The 25,526-nt window shown below is 65.0% G+C and carries 19 protein-coding genes; 7 read left to right on the plus strand and 12 right to left on the minus strand.

Features of this window, described 5'->3' with window-relative positions; genetic code table 11:
- Nucleotides 1-216 precede the first annotated feature (216 nt).
- A complete protein-coding gene (locus VFV96_07040; GenBank protein HEU5070150.1) occupies nt 217-3,198 on the plus strand; it encodes an ankyrin repeat domain-containing protein in 2,982 nt (993 codons plus the stop codon).
- Nucleotides 3,199-3,329: 131 nt separating this feature from the next.
- On the opposite strand, the gene VFV96_07045 is transcribed toward VFV96_07040, so the two are convergent.
- The gene (locus VFV96_07045; protein HEU5070151.1) at nt 3,330-4,250 is read right to left on the minus strand and encodes a serine acetyltransferase; all 921 of its coding nucleotides are present in this window, start codon (nt 4,248-4,250) and stop codon (nt 3,330-3,332) included.
- 121 nt (nt 4,251-4,371) lie between these two features.
- Between VFV96_07045 and VFV96_07050 the strand changes: the two genes are divergently transcribed.
- From VFV96_07050 to VFV96_07060, 3 genes are all read left to right on the plus strand, one after another.
- Nucleotides 4,372-5,244: a glycosyltransferase gene (locus VFV96_07050; protein HEU5070152.1), complete on the plus strand. Its 873-nt coding sequence runs from the start codon at nt 4,372-4,374 to the stop codon at nt 5,242-5,244.
- 64 nt (nt 5,245-5,308) lie between these two features.
- Nucleotides 5,309-6,100, plus strand: a complete 792-nt coding sequence (locus tag VFV96_07055) for a glycosyltransferase family 2 protein (protein ID HEU5070153.1) — start codon at nt 5,309-5,311, stop codon at nt 6,098-6,100.
- Nucleotides 6,101-6,108: 8 nt separating this feature from the next.
- The gene (locus tag VFV96_07060) at nt 6,109-7,137 is read left to right on the plus strand and encodes a glycosyltransferase family 9 protein (GenBank protein ID HEU5070154.1); all 1,029 of its coding nucleotides are present in this window, start codon (nt 6,109-6,111) and stop codon (nt 7,135-7,137) included.
- Between the two features lie 12 nt (nt 7,138-7,149).
- Here the strand turns inward: VFV96_07060 and VFV96_07065 are convergent, their stop codons facing one another.
- Entirely contained in the window at nt 7,150-8,082 is a 933-nt protein-coding gene (locus VFV96_07065) for a hypothetical protein (GenBank protein HEU5070155.1), read from the minus strand.
- Between the two features lie 161 nt (nt 8,083-8,243).
- On the opposite strand from VFV96_07065, the gene VFV96_07070 reads away from it, so the two are divergent.
- Both VFV96_07070 and VFV96_07075 read left to right on the plus strand, forming a co-directional pair.
- A complete protein-coding gene (locus VFV96_07070) occupies nt 8,244-10,058 on the plus strand; it encodes an ABC transporter ATP-binding protein (GenBank protein ID HEU5070156.1) in 1,815 nt (604 codons plus the stop codon).
- Nucleotides 10,059-10,124: 66 nt separating this feature from the next.
- Nucleotides 10,125-11,147 carry a glycosyltransferase family 9 protein gene (locus VFV96_07075; protein ID HEU5070157.1) on the plus strand — a complete coding sequence of 341 codons (1,023 nt, stop codon included), beginning with the start codon at nt 10,125-10,127 and terminating at the stop codon, nt 11,145-11,147.
- Between the two features lie 34 nt (nt 11,148-11,181).
- Here VFV96_07075 and VFV96_07080 read toward each other — a convergent pair whose 3' ends face one another.
- From VFV96_07080 to VFV96_07095, 4 genes are read right to left on the minus strand one after another with little or no spacing between them, the layout of a single operon-like run.
- The gene (locus VFV96_07080) at nt 11,182-12,099 is read right to left on the minus strand and encodes a glycosyltransferase (GenBank protein HEU5070158.1); all 918 of its coding nucleotides are present in this window, start codon (nt 12,097-12,099) and stop codon (nt 11,182-11,184) included.
- A complete protein-coding gene (locus tag VFV96_07085) occupies nt 12,092-13,378 on the minus strand; it encodes a polysaccharide pyruvyl transferase family protein (GenBank protein HEU5070159.1) in 1,287 nt (428 codons plus the stop codon). The genes VFV96_07080 and VFV96_07085 overlap by 8 nt, the downstream gene beginning before the upstream one ends.
- Nucleotides 13,379-13,381: 3 nt before the next feature.
- Entirely contained in the window at nt 13,382-14,599 is a 1,218-nt protein-coding gene (locus tag VFV96_07090) for a hypothetical protein (protein HEU5070160.1), read from the minus strand.
- 60 nt (nt 14,600-14,659) lie between these two features.
- Complete coding sequence (locus tag VFV96_07095; GenBank protein HEU5070161.1) at nt 14,660-15,673, minus strand: glycosyltransferase family 4 protein; 1,014 nt, start codon at nt 15,671-15,673, stop codon at nt 14,660-14,662.
- A gap of 164 nt (nt 15,674-15,837) precedes the next feature.
- On the opposite strand from VFV96_07095, the gene VFV96_07100 reads away from it, so the two are divergent.
- Nucleotides 15,838-16,995: a glycosyltransferase family 4 protein gene (locus tag VFV96_07100; GenBank protein ID HEU5070162.1), complete on the plus strand. Its 1,158-nt coding sequence runs from the start codon at nt 15,838-15,840 to the stop codon at nt 16,993-16,995.
- Here VFV96_07100 and waaF read toward each other — a convergent pair.
- The 6 genes from waaF to VFV96_07130 form a co-directional block, all read right to left on the minus strand.
- On the minus strand, nt 16,966-18,123 hold the full coding sequence (gene waaF / locus VFV96_07105; protein HEU5070163.1) for a lipopolysaccharide heptosyltransferase II: 1,158 nt from the start codon (nt 18,121-18,123) through the stop codon (nt 16,966-16,968). The two genes, VFV96_07100 and waaF, sit on opposite strands and share 30 nt — an antisense overlap.
- Nucleotides 18,120-19,037 (minus strand): hypothetical protein, encoded by a 918-nt coding sequence (locus VFV96_07110; GenBank protein HEU5070164.1) that lies wholly within the window; start codon nt 19,035-19,037, stop codon nt 18,120-18,122. The genes waaF and VFV96_07110 overlap by 4 nt, the downstream gene beginning before the upstream one ends.
- Before the next feature lies 1 nt (nt 19,038).
- Nucleotides 19,039-20,187: a tetraacyldisaccharide 4'-kinase gene (lpxK, locus tag VFV96_07115; protein HEU5070165.1), complete on the minus strand. Its 1,149-nt coding sequence runs from the start codon at nt 20,185-20,187 to the stop codon at nt 19,039-19,041.
- A gap of 111 nt (nt 20,188-20,298) precedes the next feature.
- The gene (locus VFV96_07120; protein HEU5070166.1) at nt 20,299-22,269 is read right to left on the minus strand and encodes a glycoside hydrolase family 97 catalytic domain-containing protein; all 1,971 of its coding nucleotides are present in this window, start codon (nt 22,267-22,269) and stop codon (nt 20,299-20,301) included.
- A gap of 2 nt (nt 22,270-22,271) precedes the next feature.
- The gene (locus VFV96_07125; GenBank protein HEU5070167.1) at nt 22,272-24,404 is read right to left on the minus strand and encodes an alpha-galactosidase; all 2,133 of its coding nucleotides are present in this window, start codon (nt 24,402-24,404) and stop codon (nt 22,272-22,274) included.
- Nucleotides 24,405-24,482: 78 nt separating this feature from the next.
- Nucleotides 24,483-25,367 carry a hypothetical protein gene (locus tag VFV96_07130; GenBank protein ID HEU5070168.1) on the minus strand — a complete coding sequence of 295 codons (885 nt, stop codon included), beginning with the start codon at nt 25,365-25,367 and terminating at the stop codon, nt 24,483-24,485.
- Between the last annotated feature and the right edge of the window lie 159 nt (nt 25,368-25,526).

Below are 25,526 nucleotides of genomic sequence, written 5' to 3' on the forward strand. Positions count from 1 at the left end.
CGTGGCTCGTCAATTTTGCATCGCCATGACAAATCGCAGACGCGATTCAGGGACACTCAACACATGGAACCGCACATGAAAACACCGAACCCACCCACCCCGGACCCCTCCCAGGAGGGAAACTGCCATCGGCGCGCGTCCGCCACTCGGGCTCCCCTCCTGGGAGGGGCTGGGGGTGGGTTCCTTCGGCTACTCGCGACTTTGTTCCTTTGCGTCTTGGCGTTGCTTCCCCTCGCTGCACGCGCCGCGACGAACGAGCTTTCCACCGCGCTGCAAACGGGCCTGTTCGAGGAGGAGGCGAACCGGAATCTGCCGGCAGCCATTGAAGCGTATGAAAAGGTGGCCAAACAGTTCGACCAGAACCGCGCGCTGGCAGCGACGGCAATTTTCCGGCTGGGCGAGGTGAACCGGAAGCTCGGCAAGACCAACGAAGCCGCCGTGTTCTACCAGCGCATTCTGCGCGAGTTCAGCGATCAGGACACGCTCGCCAAACTCAGCCAGCAGAATTTGGCGGGGATGGGGATAATTACTAGCTCTAAAAACACGCCGGCCACTCCCAATGATTTGGACCTATCAGACAACCAAGCAAAAGCCGAACTGATGTGGGCGGGGCGAATTGCACAATGCGAAGAACAACTCGCCACGTTGAAGAAACTGGACCGGGAAAAACTGCTCAATACGTTGCCCTCCATTCATCAGGACGGCCAATTCATAGAACTGCTTCAGCAATTAAATCTCGCCGAGCAGGGCCGGCTCACCGCTATTGCCAAGTATGACGCCGGCAATCCAAATGTGAGGCGTGCAGATGCTCTTGTGGAAGATTTGCGTCAAAAGGTAAACGACCGCGCAGACGGAATAATGACCGCCCTCGAAACACAGTTGGAATCCCTCAAGGCGGGACAGGAGGCAACCCGGGAATACTACGCGAAAATCAAATCCGGTGCGACCATTGCCGCCAAATCAGCGTCTGGGGAAGCCCCCATCACCACCGTCCCGGACGAGGAGGAGGCTGAAATCCGCCGCATTCAGGCGATGATCCAGAACAGCCCGGACCTCATCAATTCGACATCGGGCGAAGACAAGCTCACGCCACTCTGCCGTGCGGCGATGAAAGGGCAGTTGCGTGTCGCCGCTTTTCTGCTCGATCACGGGGCAGACATCAACTTGAACAGCCCGTTGCGGCTCGCGGCCATCAACGGGCACAAGACGATGGTCGAATTGCTGCTCGACCGGAAAGCCGCCGTGGATGCCCGCAGCAACGCCGGCTTCACCGCGCTGTATGATGTGGCGGGGCGCGGCTACAAGGCGGTTGCCGAGGTGCTCCTGGCCCACGGTGCGGATGTCAACGCGAAGGCCGATGATGGCCGGACGCCATTGCATCGCGCCTCCGATCCCGACGATCCGGCCATGATCGCGCTGCTGCTCGCGCACGGGGCCAACGTCAACGCCACGGACAACAAAGGCAAAACGCCGCTCATCACCTGCGCGATGAACCGCCAGAACGCCCGGGCGATGGCGGCTTTGCTTGCGGCGAAAGCCCAGGTGGACGTGATCGACAATGACGGGCGAACGGCGCTGAGTTACGCCGCCGAGCTGGGCCAGGACGAGAACGTGAAGCTGCTGCTCGCCGCGAATGCGGACCCGAACGCAGGCCAGGCGAACCTGCCGTTGCTGGGCGCCATCAAGAGCAAAAACGCAGGCACTGTCGAGGCATTGCTCCAGGCGGGGGCGGACGCGAATCGAGCCGCGAAGGTGACCTGGCCAATCCAATCCGTCGGCATGTTCCATCCTCAAGGGCTGGACGGCGTAACGCCACTGGCGTTCGCCATGACCGCGCCGCGTCTCGATGTGGTCAAGCTGCTGCTCGCGCACAAGGCCGATCCCAACGGCCGGCAGTTGGGCGGAAGCATGCCGCTGATTTTCGCCGCCTGGAATGACGCCGAGATGATGAAAGCCTTTCTCGACGCGGGCGCGAATCCGAATGCGGAGGACAACGCAAGCGAACCGCGCACCCCGCTGACTCTGGCCACTGATCCCAAAGTCATCAAGTTGCTGCTGGTGGCGGGCGCCAATCCCGAAGCACGGCTTGGCGGCGGGACGCCGCTCATCAACGCGGTCGTTCGCAAGGATCGCGCGGCCGCGGCGGCGTTGTTGGAGGGCGGCGCCCAAGTGAACGCCAGAACCACGGACGGCCGGACGCCATTGCACATCGCCGCCCAGATCCATGATTCGGAGCTCATCGCCCTGCTGCTCGCGCACAAAGCCGATGTGAACGCGCGGGATAATCAGGGGCTGACACCGCTGGATTATGCGGAAGGCAAGGGGGGTGGAAATATGATTTTGGGCGGCACACTGGCGATTCCCCCGCCTGGTTTGCCCATGCCTGGCTCGCCAATTTCGTATCAGTGGAGCAATGGGCAGGGCGCCGCAAAGCCCGAACCGACTCCGGTCGCCGACCTGCTGCGCGAACATGGCGGGCTGGCCAATTTGCCCAATATGGACCGCATCATGGTGAGCCGGCCCGCCGCCAACTACGCACAGGCCGTGTTTTACAAGAGCACGAACGACTGGAATCGCTTCACCCTGCTCGACGTGTTGTATAACCACTATGCGCCCGCGCCAGGTGCCGCCCCGGGAAATTCAACGTTTCAGGATCGGTTGCGGAACATCATTGCCGGATCAACAGCCCGCGAGCCGCGCTTTCCTGACTTGCGCCACCTGACCATCGTTCGTCCCAGTCCAAAAGCGGGCCAGCCGGCCGCCCGGATTCAGGTGAATCTTTTTAACGCAACCAACGCGATCGACTGCGCCAAGGATGTCCCGTTGGAGTTTGGCGACACCGTCGAAATCCCCGAGCGGCTGCACTCGTTGGAAGAGGCGCCCATCGGGCTGAACGCGGCGGAACTCACCGCCATCGCCGCATGCCGGCAGGGCACGGTTTCACTGGTGTTCCAATCCCGGAAAACCCCACTGACCGTGGGCGGGTATCGGGAGGCGGCGCTCATCGGCTCGATTCTGGGCAGTGACGCCGCGCGGCGCGTGCTGCTGTCCACGGCCGACCTCAGCCGGGTGAAGGTCACACGGCGCGAATCGGATAACGCCCGGCCGCAGGTGTGGACCGTGGATTGCAGCAACCCGAACCAGGCGCCCGACCTCTGGCTGCGCGATGGCGACGTGGTCGAAGTGCCCGAGAAGTGAGGTGAAATGCACCGCGGAGGCGCGGAGATGCGATGCTGGAGCACCGACCTTTGGCCGGCTTTCGATGTGTGCGCGATTTAAGCCGGCAAAATGCCGGGGGCTCCCGCGACGCTGACGTGGGGTTTCCCAACTCAGATTTGCCAGTCGGGCATATAACCTTCGCGGTCGCGCTTGTTCAGGATTTTCACGTTCGGATCCTCCTGGACGACGAGCGAATGCGGCGGGACGCTGTGGGTGAGAAACACGCTCGCGCCAATCGTGCTGTCGGCCCCAATGACGGTCTCGCCACCCACGATGGTGGCACCGGCATAAATCGTCACGCGGTCTTCGAGCGTGGGATGGCGCTTCTTGCCGCGCAACTGCTGGCCGGCGGCCAGCGAGCGCGCCACGAGCCCAACGCCCTGATACATCTTCACGTGGTTGCCGATTTCCGACGTCTCGCCCACGACGGTGCCGGTGCAGTGGTCCACGAAGAAGTGCGTGCCGATCTGCGCCCCCGGATGCAAATCCATGCCGGTGCGGGCGTGCGCCCACTCGGTCATGATGCGCGGAATCAGCGGCACGTCGTGCCGGTAAAGCGCGTGGGCCGCGCGCTGGACGGCGATGCCCTCCACGAACGGATAAGCGACGATCACTTCTTCGCGGCTGAGCGCCGCCGGATCGCCGTTGTAAGCCGCGTCAATGTCGGTTTGCAGCAGTTCGCGGATGGCGGGGAGCTGGCCGAGGAATTGCAGGGTCAGCGCGTGGGCCGCCCCGTGGATTTCCTTCTTGGACAGGCCGGCCGGCGGTTTGTATTCGAGAGCTTTGACCATTTCCGCCTCCAGGCTGGTGCGGACGGTGTTCAGCAGGGTTTCCGTGTTGGCACGCAGTTCCGAGGAATGCTGCAATTGTTCGGCAAAAAAGCCAGGAAACAGCAGGCACAACAGGTCCTCAGTGATGGCGGCGATCTGCTGCTTGGACGGCAGGTTCTTGCCGTCCACGTGGTTGATGCCGCCGAGCCGCTTGTAGGAATCGACCAGCCGGTCCGTCAACTGGGCAATGGTTGGTTGCACGCGCGCAGTATCCGGCAGGTCCCGGCGGGTGGCAAGGGCAGGACGAAGGTTGCGCCGGTTTGGGCGGGCGGCTTAGACTGGCCGCGCGTGACCCGCGCCCGGAAACCGACCAACCCAAGCAATGAAAGTCAGCGGCTTCACCTTCCTCCGCAACGGACAGAAGTTTGGCTACCCCTTTGTGCAATCCATCCGCTCCGTGCTGCCGCTGGTGGATGAATTCGTCGTGGCCCTCGGACCTTGTGACGACGCCACGGAAACGTTGGTGCGCGGCATCGGCGACCCGAAGCTCCGCATCATCCCCACACAATGGAACGAGCGCATCCGCAGTGATTACAGCGTGAAGGGTTTCGTCTATGGCCAGCAGAAGTCCATCGCGCTGTTCAACTGCACCGGCGACTGGGCTTTTTACCTCGAAGCCGACGAGGTGCTGCACGAAAACGACCTGCCGAAAATCCGCCGCGCCATGGAGCACCACCTGCCCGACGAACGCGTGGAGGCGCTGGCGTTCGACTACCTCCACTTCTACGGCAACGCGAACACGTATGCGTGGTCGCCGGGCTGGTATCGCAGCGAAGTTCGCATTTTGCGCAACACCATTCCGGCCTGGGCCTCGGAAGGGCTGTTCTTCAACGTGCTGGTGGATCACAAGCGTGCGCGTTACCCCCGCGCCGCGCACACGGGAGCGACGATCTATCATTATGGCTGGGTGCGCTCGAACGACGAAATGAACCTCAAGCTCAAGGCCGTGGAGAAGAACTGGAGCGCGAACGAGAAAACGGTCCGCTACGAGGACGTGGACCCGCACATCCTGCGGCCGTTCACCGGCACGCATCCGGCCGTGATGCGCGACTGGCTGCCACGCGCCGAAGGTTTGTTCCAGGCGGACCCGAATCACCGGTTGACGTCGCGCGAGAAGAAGCATCGCCTGATGCTCAAGCTGGAAACGCTGTTCGGCTTTCGCTTCAACAAATGTCATTACCAGCGCGTGCGCTGAAGCCCGCCCGACGGCCCTCCCTTTCGACTCGCCACGCTGAAGGATGTCCGCCACTTTCGCCGCCATGAAGCCCGCGCTTCCCCTGTCCGTTGCCATCATCACGCTCAACGAAGCAGAGCGCCTGCCGCGCTGTCTGGCGAGCGTCCAGGGGCTGGCGGCCGAGATTGTGGTGGTGGATTCCGGCTCGCAGGACCGCACGGTGGACATCGCCCGGGACGCCGGTGCGCGGGTGGAAGTTGAACCCTGGAGCGGCTACGTGGCGCAAAAGAACAAGGCGCTCGAACGCTGCCAGCAACCATGGGTGCTGTGCCTCGACGCCGATGAGGCGCTGACACCCGAACTCGCGGCCTCCATCCGGCAGCAGTTTGCCGCCGGCGAACCGACCGTGGCTGGTTTTGCCGTGAACCGGCGCACCTGGTATCTCGGCGCATGGATCTGGCACGCGTGGTATCCCGAATGGCGCCTGCGCCTCGTGCGGCGCGACGGGGCGCGCTGGACCGGACTCGATCCCCATGACAAGCTGACCGTCACCGGCTCAATCGCGCGACTGCACGGGGATTTGCTGCACTATTCCTTCCGCGACTTGAACGACCACCTCACCCGAACCATTCGTTACGCGCGCATCATGGCCGGTTCGTATGTGGCGCAGGGCAGGCAATTCAGCTGGCTCAAGTTGATCTTTTCACCGCCCGCCACGTTCCTGAAACACCTGGTCATAAAGCAGGGCTTTCGCGACGGCTGGCGCGGTTGCGTCATCGCCGGCGTCAAGGCCGTGGACACGTTTGCGAAGCAGGCGTTCCTGCTGGAAGCGGAACGCGCGCCGCAACCCGCTGATCCGGCGTCCGCGGAAAAATGAAATCCGCCGTGGAGCCCCCCAAAAAAATCCTCGCGGTGCAGTCGAAATACTTTGGCGACGCCGTGATGATGGTGCCGGCATTGCGCGCGTTGCGGGCCCGCTGGCCGGCCGCCGAACTGCACCTGTTGCTGCCCGCCGAAATCGCGCCGGTCCTGCAACACCTGCCGTGGATTAACAAGGTTTGGGCCATCCCCCGTAAACGTGGTCAAGCTGCAGCCGGTGCGACGTGGCCCATTCTGCGGGCGCTGCGCCAGGAGCGATTTGACTGCACCGTGGACTTCAGCGGCAACGACCGCGCGGCCATTTTGACCAGGTTCTCCGGCGCTCGCCGGCGGCTGGGGCGGTTTCAATCCGGCGGCTTTTGGGGTCGCCGCTGGTGCTATCACCAGATCGGTGCACCGCCAGCCGCCGACACGCATGAATCGGTGCAATTGGTGCGCTTGTTGGCGGCGTGGGATGTGCCGCCGCCGGCTTCAATGGAACTCGAACTGCGCAGCGATCCGGCGTTGGACGCCTTCGCCCGCGAGCTGGTGCCCGGCCAGCCCGTGCTGGGCCACCTGTCCACGGGAATGCTGAAAAAAGAATGGCCGGTGGCGGCGTGGGCCGGATTGTTCCGACACGCGTCCGCGGCGGGCATTGAAATGATTTTTTCCTCGGGCGTGAGCCCGCGCGAACGCGCGTTGCTCGAAGAACTGCAACGCCTCGCGCCGGCCGCAACGATTTTGCCCGCCCTGCCGGACATCCGGCAGTTTCTGGCCGTGCTCGCCCGGGCGCGCGTGTTCGTGGGCGGTGACACGGGACCGTTGCATTTCGCAGCCGGGCTGGGCGTGCCCACGATTGCGCTGTATGGGCCGACCTCCGCCAAACGATGGGCGCCGCTGGGCCCACGCCATCGCGTGTTGCAGGGCACCGCCTGCACGTGCCCCGGCGCCCAGGGCCATTGCACCAGCATGAATCCCTGTCTGGCCGGCCTGACGGTGGACGCTGTCGCAGCCACATTGCAGACCGTTCTGACCGCGGAAGTGAAGCGGCCGTGACCCGGCGCCACTTCAGGGAACCTCCAGCAAATCGGCAACCCGAAACTGTTCCCGTTCCACGCGCGTGTTCTTGTCCCGCAAATGCAACAACGGCTTGTTGCCGTGGAACGAGGCCCACTGCGAGAATGTGCTCAACGGTCCCAACACGTAATCACACTCGGCCAGCGCAAACAGATCGCCGACCGGAAAGCCGGGACCAAAGCCCACCTCCAGGCCGGGAAACTCCTCGCAGGCGCGCGGCTCATCGCTGCACACAAGGAAGGCCACCCGCTGGCCGGGAAACTGGCCGGCCAGCGCGCGCAGCCAGCCGGCGTATTGCGGCAGCTCAAAATAACACCGGCCATCACGCCACGTGCGGTAGTCGCCGCGCCGCACATGCACGCCCACGACCACATCCGCCCGGGCCCGCAACGGCGCCACAGCCGCGCGGCTGGCCCGGGCCAGTTCAGGCACCGGCTGGAAGAAAGCGCGGATGGTTTCGGCGTGCCGCTGAACGGCCTGGGGAGCGCGAAAACGCCAGCCATAAACGAACACTGTCGGGGCGTTCTGCCAGCGCATCTGCAGCTCCGGCGCTTCGAGATGGGTAACGTCCTCGCCAGGGGTTTCAAACAAGGTAACGACCCGCGAACCGAACGGGGCCCATTTTGCATTGAGCACGGCGCTGGCGCGGGTGACGTGGAAGAACAGCCGCGATTTGCGAATCAACGCGGCCAGACCCGGCCAGCGGCTTAACGCGCCGGGCCGTGCCACCGGGGGAAAACGGCAATAGAGATCGCGCGCAGTGCTGGTGAACAGGTGGGCGTAGGAGTGGAAACTGACGTTGCTGATGCGGTGACCATGCTCGGCGGCGAAGGCGATGAAATTGGCGAACAGGACCAGCCGGTTTGCGAGGCGCCCGCTACGAAAGGCGATGACGAAATGTCGGGCACCGGGCGTTGAGCTCATGGGGAGGTTGGGCGGCGCACAGGTTGATGGCGGCACCGGCGTTCGTCGGCCCGGCCGCGCGAACACCTTACCCGGGCGCAGGCCGGGCGGGAACATCAATTCGCCGGCCGATATTGTGCTGGAGCCTCGCCCGCCAACGCCGGCATATTCCGGGCGACCGCATGATCGATTTTTTTCGCAAACTGTGGGATTTAATCCGGCCTTATCGGAGCCGGTTCGCGCTCGGGGTGGTTACGGGCATCATCAGCGGTCTGATCGAGCCGTTGATGATTGCCACGATCACCTTCGTTTACGGCGTCATCTTCCCCTCGGCCAACGCCTCGTTTCCCGGCATGCATGCCACATGGCTGCCGGCCTGGATCCGGCAAACGGTGACGGCGGCGCAGGAAGCCTTGACGGGCGCGGCGTCGCATCCAGGCGCGGTCATCCTGCTCGTCTCGTCCATTCCAGTGGTGATGCTGCTGCGCGGGTTTTTTTCGTATCTGAACATCTATTGCCTGCAATGGGCGGCGGTGCGCGCCGTGACGCGGTTGCGCACCCGCCTGTTTGAGCACCTGATGAATCTCTCGGCCGGCTTCTTTCACCGCGCCAACACGGGCGAATTGATGTCGCGCATCATGAACGACACCGCGATGCTGCAAAACCTCCTGTGCAGCAACACGGCCACGATGATCAAGGATCCGGTGACGCTGCTGAGCCTGTTCACTTACCTCATGTGGACGCAGCCGAAGCTGACGCTGCTGTCCGTTCTGGTGCTGCCGGTGTGCATCGTGCCCATCGCGATTTACAACAAAAAGTCCCGGCAATCGGGCCGCGCAATGCAGTCCCAACTGGCCGAGCTGGGCAGCGTCATGGCGGAATCGTTCACCGGCTTTCGCGTCATCAAGGCCTACAACCTGGAAACGACGGCGGTGGGCCAGTTCCAGGCCGCCGCCAGCCGGTTCATCAGCCATTACATGCGCATCGTGCGCGCCATGGAAATCCCCGGCCCGCTGCTGGAATTCGTCGGCGCGCTGGGCGTGGCCGCCGTGCTGGTCTATCTCGCCTTGAGCGGTGGCGTGCGCACCACGTCGGCGGATTTCCTCGCCGTGCTGCTGGCGATTTATTCGATGTATCGCCCCATCAAGTCGCTCACCCGCCTCTACAACAACCTCGAACAGGCGCGGGCCAGCAGCGAACGCGCCTTCCAACTGCTCGACACGCCGTTCAGCGTGCCGGAGCCCGCGCAACCGAAGCCGCTTCACGCGGCGGGCGCCGCCATCGAGTTTGCCGCGGTCAGTTTCGCCTACGGCGACAAACCTGCCCTGCGCGATGTCAATCTCACCATCGCGCCGGGCCAGGTCATGGCGCTGGTCGGGCCCAGCGGCTCGGGCAAAACGTCCCTGACCAATCTGCTGCTGCGGTTTTACGACCCGCAGCACGGCCGCATCCGCATCGGCGGCGTGGACCTCCGCGACGTGAGCAGCCGCGAACTGCGCAATCAAATGGCCGTCGTCACGCAGGAAACCATCCTGTTCAACGACACCATTCGCAACAACATCGCCCTCGGCCGGCCCGGCGCGACCGACGAGGAGATCGTCGCCGCCGCCAAACATGCCTACGCGCATGAATTCATCCTGCAAAAGGAGGGCGGCTACGAGGCGCTGGTCGGCGAAAAGGGCGTGAACCTTTCCGGCGGACAACGCCAGCGCATTGCCATCGCCCGGGCGATTTTGCGGGATGCGCCGATTCTGATTCTGGACGAGGCCACCAGCGCGCTCGACACGGAGTCGGAGCACGCCGTGCAACAGGCACTGGAGCAGTTGATGCAGGGACGCACCACCATTGTCATCGCCCACCGCCTTTCCACGATTCAAAAGGCCGATGTGATCGTGGTGTTCGAGCAGGGCCGGATTGTGGAGCGGGGCACGCACGTCGATTTGCTGCAAAGCGGCGGGCTGTATCAGCGGCTGCACGATATGACCCTGCCGGCATGATGGGGCACCACCCGGCCAAAACCCCGGCTCGACAGGGCGGGCGCCCCGCAATTAGGCTCGCGGCCCATGACACACTTGGAACAACCGGCCGAGGCCAACGCGCCGGATTCCATTCTCATCGTTCGCCTCAAGTGCATGGGCGATGTGGTGATGACCCTGCCGCTGGTTCACCGTCTGCGTGACAATTTCCCCCGCGCCCGCCTGTCCTTTTTGGTTTCCAGCGAAAACGCACCGCTCTTGCAGGGGTTTGCGGACGTGGATGAAATGATCGTTCTCAACCGCACGCCGTTCCGCCACGGCACCGTGGGCGAGATGTGGCGCGAACTGCGGACGCTGTATCGACAACTGCGACGCGGCCGGTTTGCGATGGCGCTGGACCTGCAAGGTTACGGCGAGACGGCCGGTTTGGTGCGCCTGACGAGCGCGCCGGTGCGGTGGGGGCGGGGCCGTAATTTTCCACGCCGGTGGGCTTATACCCTGCCGCCCATGCCGGCGGTGCGGATGCATCCCGCGCAATGGAATCTTTCACTGCTGGACCACGGCGGGATTGCGCCACAGCCAGTGCGCAACGAATTCCGCACGCCCGTCACCGCCCGTCGCGCCGCGGAGCAATTCCTCCGGCAGCACGAACTGAAGCCCGGCCAGCCGCTCCTCTTCATCCAGCCCTTCACCAGCACGCCGCAGAAGAACTGGCCGTTGCCGAACTACCTGGCCGTTGCGCACGCGGTGCGAACCCGGGGAGGGCAGGTTTTGTTTGGCGGTGGCCCGAGCGATGAAGCCCTGCTGGAGCCCGCCCGGCAGCAGGGTTTTGTGGTGGCTGCCGGCCAGCCGTTGTTGACCATGGCCGGCTTGATGCAACACGCCGCGCTCGTGCTCGGTTCGGACACCGGCCTGCTGCATCTGGCGGTCGCGCAGGGCCGGCGCGTCCTGATGCTCCTGCCGTCCGCCATGAAGGGATTGTGCCCGTTTCAACATCCTGACTGGGCTTTCCGCTGGCCCGAGGCCCGCCACGTAGCGGACATTCCCGCGGCGGCCGTGGACGCCGAAGTGAATCGGATTCTGGCGTTGGCGCAACCGGCGGCCGCGTAACACCGCCGGAATGGCGCAGGTCTGCCGCCAGGCATCAACCACGCATCAACCGCGCGTAGGTTTCAAATCCCCGCCGCTGGCCGCGCGCCCGGGCCTGGAAAAATTTCCACCGATGTCCCCACAACCGCAGGCAGGTGCGGAAATACTTCAGCTTCCAGCGCCAGGTTTCATGGCGGAGCACGCTCAGCCCGCGCTCCAGTCGCAGGAGAATTTCCGAGGCCGCCATGCCTTCCTGCAATCGCAGCAGGTAGGCTTCCTCCAGCCGTTCAGGCGGAATCAGGTGATCCAGATGCAGCCGGGCAAACAGGCCGTGGCTCATGCCGATTTCCGGCGCGACGAGAATCAGGTCGGTATCGCCACCCGACGAAAGCTCGCGCCCGATGCGGTCGAGCTGCAATCGCAGGGCCGATTGCGACGCCGTCGCGGCGTAACGCCGGGCCACGGCGCGATGCACACAAAGACCGGCTCCCACGGGCATCGCACCGTCCGGTTCCCGACTCTTGCTCCAGACATCCTGCGGCACGGAACGCGTGGCCAGCAAACGCCAATGCCGTTGCGTCCAGGCCGGCGGCGGCACCGTGAACTCCAAACGCACATTGCCGCCCCACGCGCCGAGTTCGGGCCGTTCCCGGTGAATGGCCAGGGCCTGCTCCAGATAATCGGGTCGCAGCACGTTGTCGTCGTCCACGAAAACGAGGATTTCTCCCACACTCGCCGCGATGCCGCGCAAACGCGCGCGGGTCACGCCCAGTTGCTCCTCCAACACCAGCCGCGCCTGCGGATGCCAGTTCAAATCAACCCAGCCCGCCAGCGGCTCGGTGGAGGCGTTGTCCACAAGCACCAGCTCCCACCGCACCACGGGCAGCGTTTGGGCGCGCAGCGCCGCCAGGACGCGCTCCAAAAATGGCCGCCGCGGATTGTGCGCGCAGAGGATGACGCTCAATTCAATCATGCGAACTGCTTTGCGGCCGACCTTCCGGCAGGGTCAAGGCGGCGTAGCCATCGTGCGCGAGGCGGATTTGGCGTTCCGTTTCCTGCAGCAGCGCCGGACGCCAGGCTGCGCCCGCCTGCCACGCCGCGTTCATGGCCGCGGCGAGTTGCGCGGCAAAATGGGCTTCATGCGCCCACAAGACTGTGCAGCCCGGAACAAAGCGTTGGGCCAGCCCTTGAAACTTGTGACGGTAATACTCGCTCGCAGCCACCCCAATCGCCGGCACACCCTGCGCAAGCGCGAAGACGGCCGCGTGATAACTCCCCGTCACGACCAGGCGGCATTCGCCAATCCGCCGGGCCAGCGCGCGCGGCGACGTCACATCCGCTCCCGCCGCCTGCGGGTCCGCCAGCCCCAGCGCGGCCAGCGAGCGCACATCGGAATCACCACCACCCACGGCCACCGGAACACCGCGCAGCGATGTGGCGTGCGTCGCGGCAAACTCATGTGCGACGCGGCGCACCATGGCGCAGATTGTGTCCGTCAGCCCGGAATAATTCGCCCGGCGCAGGTTCAACCCAACCTGCCCGCCCCAATCACTGCGGCGTTCCCGCCACGCCAGTTCAAGCGCGTCATCGCCCGTGAAGCGGACCTTTTCCGACGGCACCCCGAGCGCGGCCAGCAGCGGTGCGGTGGTGCGTTCATCGCGAATGAAAATCCCGTCCACCCGCGGCAGGACTTCAGCGGCCCGCGCCCGCAACTCCGGATTTTCCAGCGGGCCGATCCCCTGGCTCAGCAGCAGGACGGGCCGACGGCGTTGTTCGACGGCCGCCATCAAGTCCAGCGCGTGCAGCGTGTGCCGGGGAAAGGCGTCATTCAACAAACCACAGCCCGTCACCACCAGGCCGTCCGTGCGCTCGAGTTCCTGCACGAACTCCCGGGCCGCGCGGTAACGGGCCGGCCGCAACGCCGCCTTGCGCCACCACCAGCGGTAAAAACTGGCCGGCTGCCGCCGGCGCCAGGCCGCTTCGCGGACGGGCCACAGCCAGCGCGGCAGAATTTTGGCGCGCAACCACTGGTCGGCACCGCGCAGCGACACCGCTTCGGCCAGCGGACATTGTTCACGCAGCCGCTTGGGCGCGTGGGTCAGCACCCTGAGCCGCGCATCCGGCCACCGGGCATGCAGCCGTTCCAGGGCGATCTGCAACATGGCGAGGTCGCCAAGGTTGCCACCGTCCCGCGTGCCGGGCAGCACCAGCAGTTGGGGCGAACGGGTTGACGACGGGGCGAAATGGCTCATGCGTCAGTAAACGGTCCGGCGCCGTATGCGTTTGGCGGTGCGCACCGCCTGGGCGCCCAACCACGGCAGCGGCGCCAGCGCACGCAGTGTGTTTTCGACCAGTTCAAACCGGCGATGTCGCCGCAGGCAGGCAGCGACAGCGCCAGCGATGTCAGACCGGCCGCGCCGGGCCGCCTGTCGTTGCAGTTGTTGCAGCACGACCACCGCGGCCGTGGACGCCGGACGGCACCTCATCAGCGCTGCGGGCGAAAAAGATTTCGCCGCAAAGCCCGCCGCGAAATCGAGCGCGCCCAGAACGGCCAGCGTGGCCTGCGTGCGCAGGCATTTTTCGCACCGGCCACAATTGCGGTCCGACGCGTCCCGGTAGCAAACCTGCAAATGGCGGAGAGCCAGTTCGGACGCCGCCACACGTTCGGTTTTTTCAAAGCGATCGTAACCGAGGCCGTAATGCACCAGGCGCGTGTTCCGGGTGCCGATGAGCGGCATGATCAACGGATGCTCCCCCCACGGTTGCAGATAATCACTGGTGTCGCTCGCGGAAAACAGCAACCGCGCATACCGGCCGCCCAGCAGGACACCCGCGGCCCCGAGCGCCAGCCCGTAGGTGTATTGTCCCCAGTCCAGTTCCCGCAGCCGGGTCAACCGCAGATTCGTCGCGAAACAAACCGCCTGTTTGCCGCTCGTGCGGGCGATCTCCATGAGCTTTGCCTGCTTGCGTTCGAAGGCCGCCGCGTTGGCCAGCGGCAGGTCGAACCCCCACACGAAGAGGAGGTCATCAATCGGCCGTTCGTCCGGCAGCGGCTGGGCGCGTTGCCGGTCGTCGTGGTGCAGCAGCGTGAAAAATGAATCAACGCCCAGCGTGAAGAACAGACCGGTGCGTTCGCCCGCGCCGGGTCCGGGCGGCGCGATCGTGGCGGCCACGGGCACCGGCGTCAACGGCGGATACCAGAACTTCCAGATGCGCTGAATTTCCTCGACGTTGCGCAACAAGGCGGCATCGCACGGCGCTTCGATCACCAGGCGTTCGCCGGTCTGGAAGGCCAGCGGCAACAGCGCCAGCAGCCACGGATCGCCGGTCGGCGCCAGGTCGGCGGCCAATACCTCCGGAACCTCGAACCACAATTCCTCAACCGCGTGGCCGCGTTCGTAAACAATCCGGCACGCCGCGCGCACGCTGCCGCGCCAGGTGCCGGATTTTTTGGGAAGGGGAGTGACAATCATCCTGCACTGCTTCTAATTAGCCTTCTGATCAGGCTGTTGCCGTCAGCAACACGCAGAAAATTATTGTGATCGGGCGGCTGCTGGCGATGACAAATTCCGCAGGACCGCCACGAGCTGCGACGCCGTCTGGCGCAGCGTGTAACGCCGCTCAAATTCGGCCCGCGCCTGCCGGCCAAGCTGCTGCCGCAACGCGGGCTCCCGCAACAGCCGGAGCATCGCCGGCGTCCAGGCGCCCGGCACCGCGAAGAGCGCCGTGCTTCCCGCGTGCAACAGTTCGCGCGTGGCGCCCACCGGCGACGCGACCACGGGCGCGCCGCTCGCCAGATATTGCAGCGCCTTGATGGGTGATTTGCCCGCGGCAAAGGCATTGTCCGGCAGCGGCAGCAAACCGATGTCGAAGGAACGGATGGCTTCGCTTTCCGTGCCCGCCACGAAGGGAAGATGCCGCACCGGCAGGTCGCGAAAGTTTGGCGCCGCCCCACTGAACACCGCCACTTCGACCGACGGGAATTGCTGCCGCACGGCGAGCAATTCCGCCTCCAACGCTTCGAGGTAGGGCAGATTGACCGGCGCGCCGGCCCAGCCGATGCGCAGCGGCAAGGCGCGCCCAGCCGCCGCGTCGCCGCGCGGCGGCCAGCAGTTTTCGTCGAGGGCCATCGGCAGGACAGTGACGCGGGACGACCACTGCCGCACATGCTGCGCGAGGACTTGATTCGCCGTCAGGCAAACATCCGCCGCCCGCACGACGGCCCGCAGCCGGAGCCGGGTGCGCCAGCGGGTGAGGAATGCATGCGGCCGGCCGTGCGGTTCCCACAGGGCGTCGTCAATATCGTAAACCAGCCGGCGCGCCCGGGCGCGCAACTGACGCACGCGGGACAGGTTGAACAACCGTTTCTGCACCAGCACGGCGTCGTAATCATTGAGCGACGACCACGCGGTAAAGCGCGCCGCCGGCACCAGTTCCAACCGGATGCCCTCCCGTTCCAACGGCGCTTGATACTGGTGCACGCGGTAAAGCGTGCTGCCCTGGGAACATTCGCCAAAAGTAAGCGCCAAAACGCGCATGGTGCTCATGTCACTCGACGACGACAATTTTGCCCGCAACCCGGAACCGGCCAAAATTGACGGAACCGTGGTGGAGCGGCAAGGCGGATGCTGTCTGACGGTCAAATCCCACCGGGAGGCTTGTGCCGCTTTGACATTGGGCGGCGGGTGATGCATGGTGGCCCCTGTTTGCAATGAAGATCGCGCTCATCCGGCAAAACTACACGCCCAACGGCGGGGCGGAACGCTATGCGCAGGCGATTGCGCAAGGCATGGCGGCGCGCGGTCATGAGGTCCACCTGCTGGCCCGTTCGTGGCCGGTGGCCGGCGCGGCGGGCTGCCAGTTCCGGCGCGTGCCCACGGTGAATTTCTCCTCCAGCCTGCGCACGCTGTCGTTTGCCCTCGCCTGCCGGCGGATGCTGGCGCGCGAAAAGTTTGACCTGGTCTTCAGCCTCGAACGCACGCTCGACCAGGACGTCTATCGGGCCGGTGACGGTTGTCATCGCGAATGGCTGGCGCAACGGGCGCCCCATCGTTCACGACTCCAGCGTGCCGGCGAGCCGTTCAATGTGCATCACCGTCTCGTGCGCGGACTGGAACGCCGGATTTTTTCACCCCGTCACACGCGGCTGGTCATTGCCAATTCCCGGCGCGGCCGCGACGAAATCATCCGCCACTTCGGCTTCCCGGACGACCGCATCCGCGTGATTTACAACGGCGTCGATTGCGAACGTTTCCACCCGCCGGCGGCGCGGCATGCGGGACGGGAAGTCCGGCTCCTGTTTGTGGGCTCCAGCTTCACGCGCAAAGGGCTTCAGTTCGCCATCGCGGCCCTGGCCCGCCTCCCGGAACATTTCGTTCTTCACATCGCCGGCAAGGGCGACATCGCCCGGCAGCTGCGACTGGCCGGAACGCTGGGCGTGACGGCGCGTGTGCGGCATCTGGGATTCAACCTCGACACGGCCCGACTGCTGCAATCGGCCGACCTGCTCGTGCATCCGGCCATTTACGAACCGTTCGCCAACGTCTGTCTCGAGGCGCTCGCGAGCGGCGTGCCGGTCGTCACCTCACGCATCAACGGCGTCTCCGAAATCATCGAACCCGGACGCAACGGAGCCGTGGTCGAATCGCCAAATGACGCCGCCGAACTGGCCGCGGCCATCCGATTGTTTGAAACGCACCCTGCCCGGACCGAAGCGTCCCGGGCGGCGCGGGCCACGGCCGAACGATTCGAGGTCAGCCGGCATGTGAGCCAGACGCTGACCGCACTGGAAGGCGTGCTGGCCGCGAAGCTTGCCGACCAGCCCGTGTCGTTTGCGGAGTCACTGTGCCAGACCGCGGCCCTCCGCTAAGGACCGCAGCACCGCCGCCACCACCGTCTCCACCGCGATGCCCTGGAGGCACCGGAAGTCAATCGGGCAGGTGCGCAAGTAACAGGGCGCACACGGCGCCGCGCCGCGCAACAACGTGTGGCGCGCTTCACCCGGCAGGCCCGGGCCCGTCAGTTCCGGCGACGTGCTGCCAAACAACGCCACCACCGGCGTCCCCACCGCGGCACCGACGTGCATCGGCCCCGTGTCATTCGTCAACAACACGCGGCTCAACTTCAGCACCGCGCACAATTCCCGCAGCGACGTCCGCCCGGCGAGATTGCGGAGCGCGGCCGGCGGCCGACCGATGGCAGAAGCAATGGTTGCGGCCAGTTGCACATCGGCCGCGCCGCCCAGAATGATCCAGCCCACGTTCCCGGAGCGCTTTTGAATTTCCTGCGCCGCGGCGCTGAAGCGCTCCGCCGGCCAGCGTTTGGCGGGACCGTATTCCGCGCCCGGATTCAACGCCAGCCAACGCGTGCCGGCGGACAGCTCGAACTTGTTCGCGACGGCGGCTACTTCCGCATCGCTCACACCCAACGCCGGCGGCAGCGGCGCCGGATTCGCACCCAACGCCGCCGTGAGGTGCAGGTATTGATGAACGTGATGGGCCGCGGGATCGCCAGGCGCGGCTGGCGAGTTGACTATTTGACCGGTGCCCCGCGCGACCAGTCGGCGGACCTCGCCCGGCGTTCGTTTGTGCATGGTGACCGCGCCCGGGCGGTCTGCGACGCAGTCGGTCAGAAACCAGTTCCGCCACGAACGCCGGTAGCCCACGCGACGCGGGATGCGGGCGATCCAGCTTTCCAGCGCGGAGCGCGGTGAATTGGGCAGGACCAGCGCGAGATCGAAGTTGTGCGCTCGCAGCTGGCGGCCGATGGCGAGCGCCCCTGCATCCGCGGCAAAGGGAATCACCGCGTCCAGCGCCGGATGCCCTGTCCACAAGCCGGCCAGCTTGGCGTGCGTCAGCAACGCAATGTGCGCGGCGGGAAACCGCTCGCGCAACCGCCGCAACGCGGGCGTGCTCATCACGGCGTCGCCGAGCCAGTTCACGCCGCGCACGAGGATGCGACGGGGCTCGCGGGATGAGGCTGGAGGCAAGGTGCTCACACCGGATGGGTGGCTTGATCCGGTTCCACTTTCGCCGTCGCCGCCCCGCCTTTCCAGCGATTGTGAACCCAGAACCAGTTCGCGGGATCGCGGCGGATGGCGGTTTCAAAGGCGGCGTTCACGTCGCGCATGATGTCTGCCACCGGACGGGCGGCGCCGTGTTCGTGCGTGGGGATTTCGGCGCCGGCTTCAATCCGCCATTGCGCCAGGCCCACGCGATAGCAGATGCCCGTGTAGAGCGGGCATTTGTAGCGCAGCGCAAACACGGCCGCAGCCGGACTGGTGCTGGCGTCGTGCCCGAGGAACGGCAGGCGCAGGCTGTTGCCGCCGGCGCTTTGATCACACAACAGCCCCAGCATCATGCCCGGCCGGTTCATCGCGGCCTTGAGCGCGTCGGCATCGAAACGCCGCTCAAAGAACAGGCAGCCGGACTGCGCGCGCAACGATTGCAGCAGCCGGTTCAACGACGGCTGCCGCAGCCCGCGATACGTGGTGGCGCTGGTGTAGCCCGGACTGAACTGGCCGAAACGCGCGTAGAGTTCGAAGTTGCCGAAGTGGCCGATGGCCACCACCACGCTGCGCGGCGTGGTGCCGGGCGCCGCGCGAAACTCCGGCGGCACCACGAATTCAACGTGGGCCTGCAAGGCGGCAAAGGTCATGCCGGCGGTTTTCGCGGCGCACGCAAAGTTTTCGCCAATGCGCCGGAAGTTTTCCTTGGCCAGCGCAGTAATCTCAGCGGCCGGCTTTTCGGGGAAGCAGCGAGAAAGATTGCGCTGCGCCACCCGGCGGTGACGCGCATCCAGCCCGTAGGCCAGGACACCGCCCGCGCGCCCCAGCCGGGCGACGGCGCGCAACGGCAGGGCTTGCAACACCGCGATCAGACTGCGCGCCAGAAAATAGAGCAACGCGTCCATGTCAGCGGAAACAAATCTTGCGCACGCAATCCGCAAAGTCCTCCGCGCCGCTGAGGATGCGGATTTCCACGCGCATGAAGTAAATCGGCAGGTCGCGCCGGTCGATCTTCGGAAAACGCACGGCGTCCTTCTGCGTTGTGATGATGCACTCCGCCTGACGCTTCTTGCCGCGGTTGATGGCGTTCAGCACTTCCTGCTGCTTGAACCGGTGATGGTCGGCGTGGCGCTTGGAATAGACCAGCTCGGCGCCAAGTTTGACGAGGCTCTGCTCGAAGCTTTCGGGCTGGGCGATGCCGCTGAGCGACGCGACCCGCCGGCCCTTGAAAAACTCCAGCCCGACGCGTTCGCCGGTGAAGAGATCCTCCAGATACATCGGATGATGCACGCATTCGATGATGCCCGCGTCCGGGTTGAGCAGGGTGATGCGTCGGCGCAGGTCGGCGGTGTGGCCGTCGCTCTTGGTGATAAAAATGGTGTCCGCGCGGGAAAGGTGTCCGGCCGGCTCGCGCAAGGTGCCGCGCGGCAGCATGAACTCGTTGCCGAAGGGCTGCTGCCGGTCAATCAGCACGATGTCCCGGCGGCGGCCCGCCAGCTTCCAGTATTGAAAACCGTCGTCGAGCAGAAGCGTATCGCAACCGAACTTTTCAATCGCGTAACGCCCCGCCTTGACGCGGTCCTTGTCCACCAGCACCACCACGTCCTTCAGATTCGACGCGAGCATGTAGGGCTCGTCGCCGGCCGTTTCGGAATCGAGCAGGAGCGACTTGCCGTCCGACACAACGCGCGGCGGCGTGGTGTCGGAGCGCAGCAGGAGGCGGTTAAGCAGCCGGGTGCGCAGCGGCGGCGGCTTGGACCGGTAACCGCGCGATAGGATGGCCACCTTGCGGCCGGCATCCTGCAAGGCACGCGCGAACTTTTCGACCACGGGCGTTTTGCCCGTGCCGCCCACGGTGAGGTTGCCCACGGCGATGACCTGGATGCCGAGGGTGTAATCGCGGAGGATGCGTTTGTTGTAAAGAAAGCGGCGCAATTTGACGATGCCCGCGAACAACTTCGAAAGCCACAGCAGGCTGGTGCGGGTGACGGACGCGGCAAACCCCGTGCGTTCCCCGAAGATGACTTCGAGGACGAACGTTTCCAGGGATTCCATCCAGTTGCGTAGGGTTTCCCGCACGGCGGCCTACTGTGACAAGTCGCCGCGGACAGGGCAAGCGGACGCCTTGAACAAACCTGAAGGAAGATTCCGCAAGGCTGGACCGATTCATTCCCGACCGGTCGCCGACGGCTGGTCCAGGCGCAAAATGAATCCACCGCGCGGCGGCAGCGTGTGCTGCCATGACGCCGCCCGCGCCAGGGGCACCGCGACCACCTGCATCGCCGCGTCGGCGCCTTCCGTGACGGCGAGGCGATGGGGAAAGCGCCTGAACGCCGACAAATCCAGGTTCACCGGCAAGGCTTCCCCCGTTCCGTTCAGGCCGGCAAGGAACCACGTGTCACCGGTCCGCCGTGCGAACACCACCACGCGCCCCGGCTCGCCCATCAGGCAACGCGTTTCGTCCCAACGCGCCGGCGCGTCGCGGAATAATTGCACGACCTCCGAAGGCAACGAATCGAAGAACTCCGGTTTGTCCGCGTAGTGGATCAGGCCGGACCGCGTGATGATGGCCGTGGCCAGTTCGTGCGCCACCGTCGTGGTGCGCGGGTATTTCTTGGGCGAACATGCCACCGGCGTGACATCCATCGGCCCGACGGCGTTCCGCGTGAACGGCAGCACCGTGTTTAACTCCGCCGCCTTATCCGTGTAGCGGGGCTCGTAGAAGTAGCTCTCCGTGCCCAACACCGCCTCCGCCGTCAGAAAGTTCGGCCACGTCCGCTCCCACCCACGCGGCATGGTGCAGCCATGCAGGTTGACCACGAGCCGGCGCGCCGCCGCGTCCGCGAACAATGCCTGCATCGCGGCAATGGCCTCCTGTCGGTCGGAACACCAGAAATCCACTTTCACACCGCGAACTCCCGCAGCAACCATTTCGTCCAGCTTGCGCCGGCGGGAGCCGGCATCGTAAAAATCTTCTGCGTGCGACCACGCCAGCGGCTTCACGCCCTTGGCCCGCGCGTGCGCCGCAAGGCCTGACAACCCCGGCCCCCACCAACCCGCGTCGAACAAGGTGTATTCCCAACCCATTTGCGCAGCAAAATCGGTGAACTCATTGAACACGTCGGCAGTCGCCGGTCCGTCTGGATAAGACCACCACGCCCACGAAGCGCGCCCCGGCTGGATCCACGACGTGTCCGCAATTCGCGACGCCGGGGCGAGATCCGTGACCAGCGTGGCCAGGGCGATGTTGCCCGCCGATTGACCCAGCACCATCACGCGCCAGGGCAGGGTCCACGGCAACGACCACCGCGGCTCCGGGCCAAACTGATTCGCATGACCTTTCGTTCCTTCATCCGCAAGCGGAAAGGCGAGGCGATACAAACCGCCCGTTGAATCCGGCGACAGATGACATGCACAGAACGACGCGTCAGTGCCCGACTCCGTCAGCAACACCCACGTGGCCGCGTCTGGCACGTGGAAGAGCGCCGGAAAACACCAGCCCGCGGGCCGGGCGCGCGAATGCGGCGGCGGCTCGCCCGGTGACACGTTGAAATAGAAGTCCTCGTAGGCGGGCGTATAAGGACCCGCCGCGTGATAGGGCTGCAACCAGCCGCGGGCATTGCGCGGCAGCTGAAAGCCCGTCAACTCGGCCTTGAGCACCCGCGTTTCGGCCGACGGTGCGGGAAACCGATAACGAAACGCCACGCCTTCGTCGCTCGCCGCAAGTTCCAGCTCCAACAGAGTCTGGTTCGGATTGCGAAAGGTGAGCGTGCGACCGTTCAACCGGTGATTCACCTGGGCCGCACCGCCGGCGAACAGTTCATATTGCTCACGCCGGCCCTGGACTTTTCCGGCCCCGGCCAACACCAGTCCGCGTGAAAAGTCCTGATCATCCCGTTGCAAGCCCAGCGGCGAATCTGCCAGCACAAGGCGGCCGGCGCGCCAGACTTGGTAATGGAGCGTTCCGCCATCGCCAAGGGTGACCGCGATCCGACACTGGCCGTTGGGCGAGGCCAGCGACCACGCGTTGGTTCCGCCAACCGCCCGGGCCGGGTCGGCGACCAGCCCCAACGCCAGCACCAAGCCCGCGGCAAACAAACGGTTCAACCACGACTTCGATCCGGAAAGGTGGCGCATCCTCAATTCGCTACTGGAGACAGCTCGATGACACAAGCCTCCAGCGCTTTCGCACACGAAGGCACGAACCCGTCCCGCATCCATTCCGCACCGGTCCGCGTCTGGCCCGTCTGCGGCAAAGCGGCCCGGCCCGGCGCGGGGTTAAGCTCGGCAATCCTGTAACGTTTGGCCGGGTCCAACCCCTGCGGGTGCACGGGATTGACGTCGCCATCCTTCAACTGAAACACAAACACCACCGCGCGGGTCCGATCCGGCGACACGAAGTTCAACGCACCACGTGCCGTGCCGTGCGGATCCTCCAGCCGATACAGGTCACCGAGTTGGGTCACGTCGCGGATGTGCTTGTAGGCGCTGATGGCGCCGGCGCAGATGGCCTTGTCCTCCGGCGACAGTTTGACCAGATCGAGATCCATGCCGAAGCGCGCGCTCATTGCCACGGCGCACGCGAAGTGCATCGGACGGTGGCCCCAGTGCGTCACGTGGCTCGCGATGGCCATGGGCGGGAAGAAATACGAATAGTCCCATTGCATCCGCACGCGCACGGTCGGGTCGGTGTTGTCGCTCGGCCAGAACTCGTGGAAGTAACGCAGCGCGCCGTAATCCACGCGCCCGCCGCCGCCGGAGCACAGCATCAATTCGGTGTTCGGGAAGGTCGTCGCCGTCTTGTCCATGAGTGCGTAAAGCGCCCGCACGTAATCGATCCACAGATGCGACTGGCGGTCCGGCGCGAGATACGACGAGCCCGGCTGCGTGAGGTAGCGGTTGCAATCCCACTTCGCGTAGCTGATGCCCGGCACACTCAGGATGCGGTTGATGACGTGCCATTCGAACTGCTGCACTTCCGGCCGGGTGAGGTCCAGGACCAGCTGGTTGCGCTGCAATTCCAGCGGGCGCTTCGGCTGGCGGATGACCCAGTCCGGATGTTTCTCAAACAGTTCGCTCTTGGGATTCACCATCTCAGGTTCCATCCAGATGCCAAAGCGGAGGCCGCGCTTCACGGCCTCGGCGGCAAGCGGCGCGAGACCATCCGGCAGGCGCTTACGATTCGGCTCCCAGTCGCCCAAGCCCGCGTGATCGTTGGTGCGCGGATACTTGTTCCCGAACCAGCCGTCATCCAGCAGGAACAGCTCGGTGCCAATTTCCTTCGCCGGATCAAAGAGACTGACGATGCGGTTGAAATCGAAGTCAAAGCCCGTCGCCTCCCAGTTGTTCAACAGCACCGTCCGCGGTGTGTGGCCGTCGCGCATCCCAAAGTCGCGCGCCCACGCGTGCAGCTTGCGGCTCATTTCGCCCAGCCCGTGCGCGCTCCACACCCAGATCATCGTCGGCGTGGTGAAGGTTTCCCCCGGCTTCAGATAATACGCCGACGCAAACGGATTCACCCCGCACACCGCGCGAACCCGGCGGCCGAAATGATCGAAGGCACACGAAAAACTGCCCGACCACGCCAGCGAACCCGCCAGCACCCGGCCGCGGTTTTCCGCCGGCGGACCGTCGAGTGAAAGCACGAACGAGGGATTCTGGAATTGATGCGCCCGCACGCCGAGCTTCGAGTCGAGCACCTTCGTGCCCGGCGTCAGCGGCTCCATCGTCGGCACCATTTCTCCCGCCCAATCCCCGAAGAAATGCAGCAGGTAAAGATTCGCGGGATCCAACAGCCAGGCGCTCGAAGCCATCCGCTCCAGCTCGACGGGCCCGGATTCCCCGTGGCGGATTTCCGTCCATTGCTCAATCAGGTCGCGGTCGTGGTGGGCGCGAAAGCACAGCGTGACAAAGAACGGATACGCCGGATCGTGCAGTTCAATCCGCACCACCTCGCGGTCCGCGGTTTCATTCGTGCGCGTGATGTGGTCAAAGACCAGCGCCGTGGAGGTGTTGCCATCGGCATGGACCGCCTGCAACGCGGGCTCCCAGATGTAACCGTCGCCAGCCTGCGGATAGAATTCATCCGTGCGCTGAAGCTTGTCCTTTCCCTCGGGGACGCCGATGCCGCGCTGATACAGCCGCCCATCGTCACCCACCTGCAGTTGGAGGGCGAAGCTGGCGGTCTTGAGGTTGATGGTTTCGGCCGCGGGCGCCGCGGCCGCGGCCACGAACAGCACCAGCATGGCGCAACCCATCGTTCGGAATTTCATACGCATAAATTTTTCAAGTTGTCAGCGTCAGTTTCAGGCAAGTGATGCAAACCAATTCAAGGCGCAGCCAGATCCAAGTCACGGCCCCAGCCGCAGGCGAATGTCCCACGTCACGGAACCACCGGCGTCCACGACACCGCAACACCCGCCTTCCGCGGCCAGCGTCAGCGCGTCGTGCGCACTGTTGGTGGGCTCCAGCGCAAGATGGTGATGGCCATGCCAGCCGCCGCGTGTGAGCCACAGCCCGAGCGTGTCGTTTTCCTTGGGATCCCAGACGAATTCGAGGTAGTCGCCGCTCACGCGATTGTAAACGCCGGCACAGCCAACGTGCACCGGCCGGGCAAAGACCTTGACGCACTGCCCCGCGGGCTGGACCAAATCCACGGCGTCAATCCATTCGCCGCTGTCCAATTGTGCGCGGGTGGACGCCGGCAATTGCAGTTGATCCCCGTCAACCAACCGCAGTAACGGATGCATCGCCCAGAGATACAACTCCTCCTCCGGGCCGAGGTTGCTCAACCGGTAGCTCAGCCACACTTCATGCCCGCGCAATTCGATGACCCGCTCGAACTCGAGCGGTGAAATGGCCAGCCGAATCGTCATTCGCAATTCACCCGCCTCCCACGCCGCTTCATCCACGTTCCACGGCACGGACCAGACTTCGCCGTGATCCGGCAAGGCGCGGCCCTGCCACGAACACGGCGCGATCGTTGGCAGGCATTCGTCCATGCCGACCAGCGGACCGCGGGAAAAATCATCGCCGCGCCGGTTGCGAAACAGTTTCGGTCCGCCGGGCGGATGCCACATCCATTCGCGACCGGTGCGCAGGTTCTTGAGCGAGATCATCCGCGCCCCCAGTTCGGGCACGACGGCCAGTTCAATCCGCTCATTGCCGAGGACATAAACATCAAAGGCCTGTTCCTTGCGAATCCTAAACCGGCTGCTCTGGTCAACGGCGCTCACGATTGAATTTCCCGGAAAAGGTCCGCGGCGAGCGGGTGGTTGGGGTCGCGTTGGAGCACGGTGTGGAGGAGCGTCCGCGCGGCGGCCGGGCGGCCCAGGCCGAGCTGCGCCTGTGCCTGCAGGAACAGCGCGGTGGTTTCCTGGCGTTGTTGCAGGTCA

This window comes from Verrucomicrobiia bacterium (genome assembly GCA_035765895.1).
In the GTDB taxonomy this organism is placed as follows: Bacteria; Verrucomicrobiota; Verrucomicrobiia; order Limisphaerales; family DSYF01; genus DSYF01.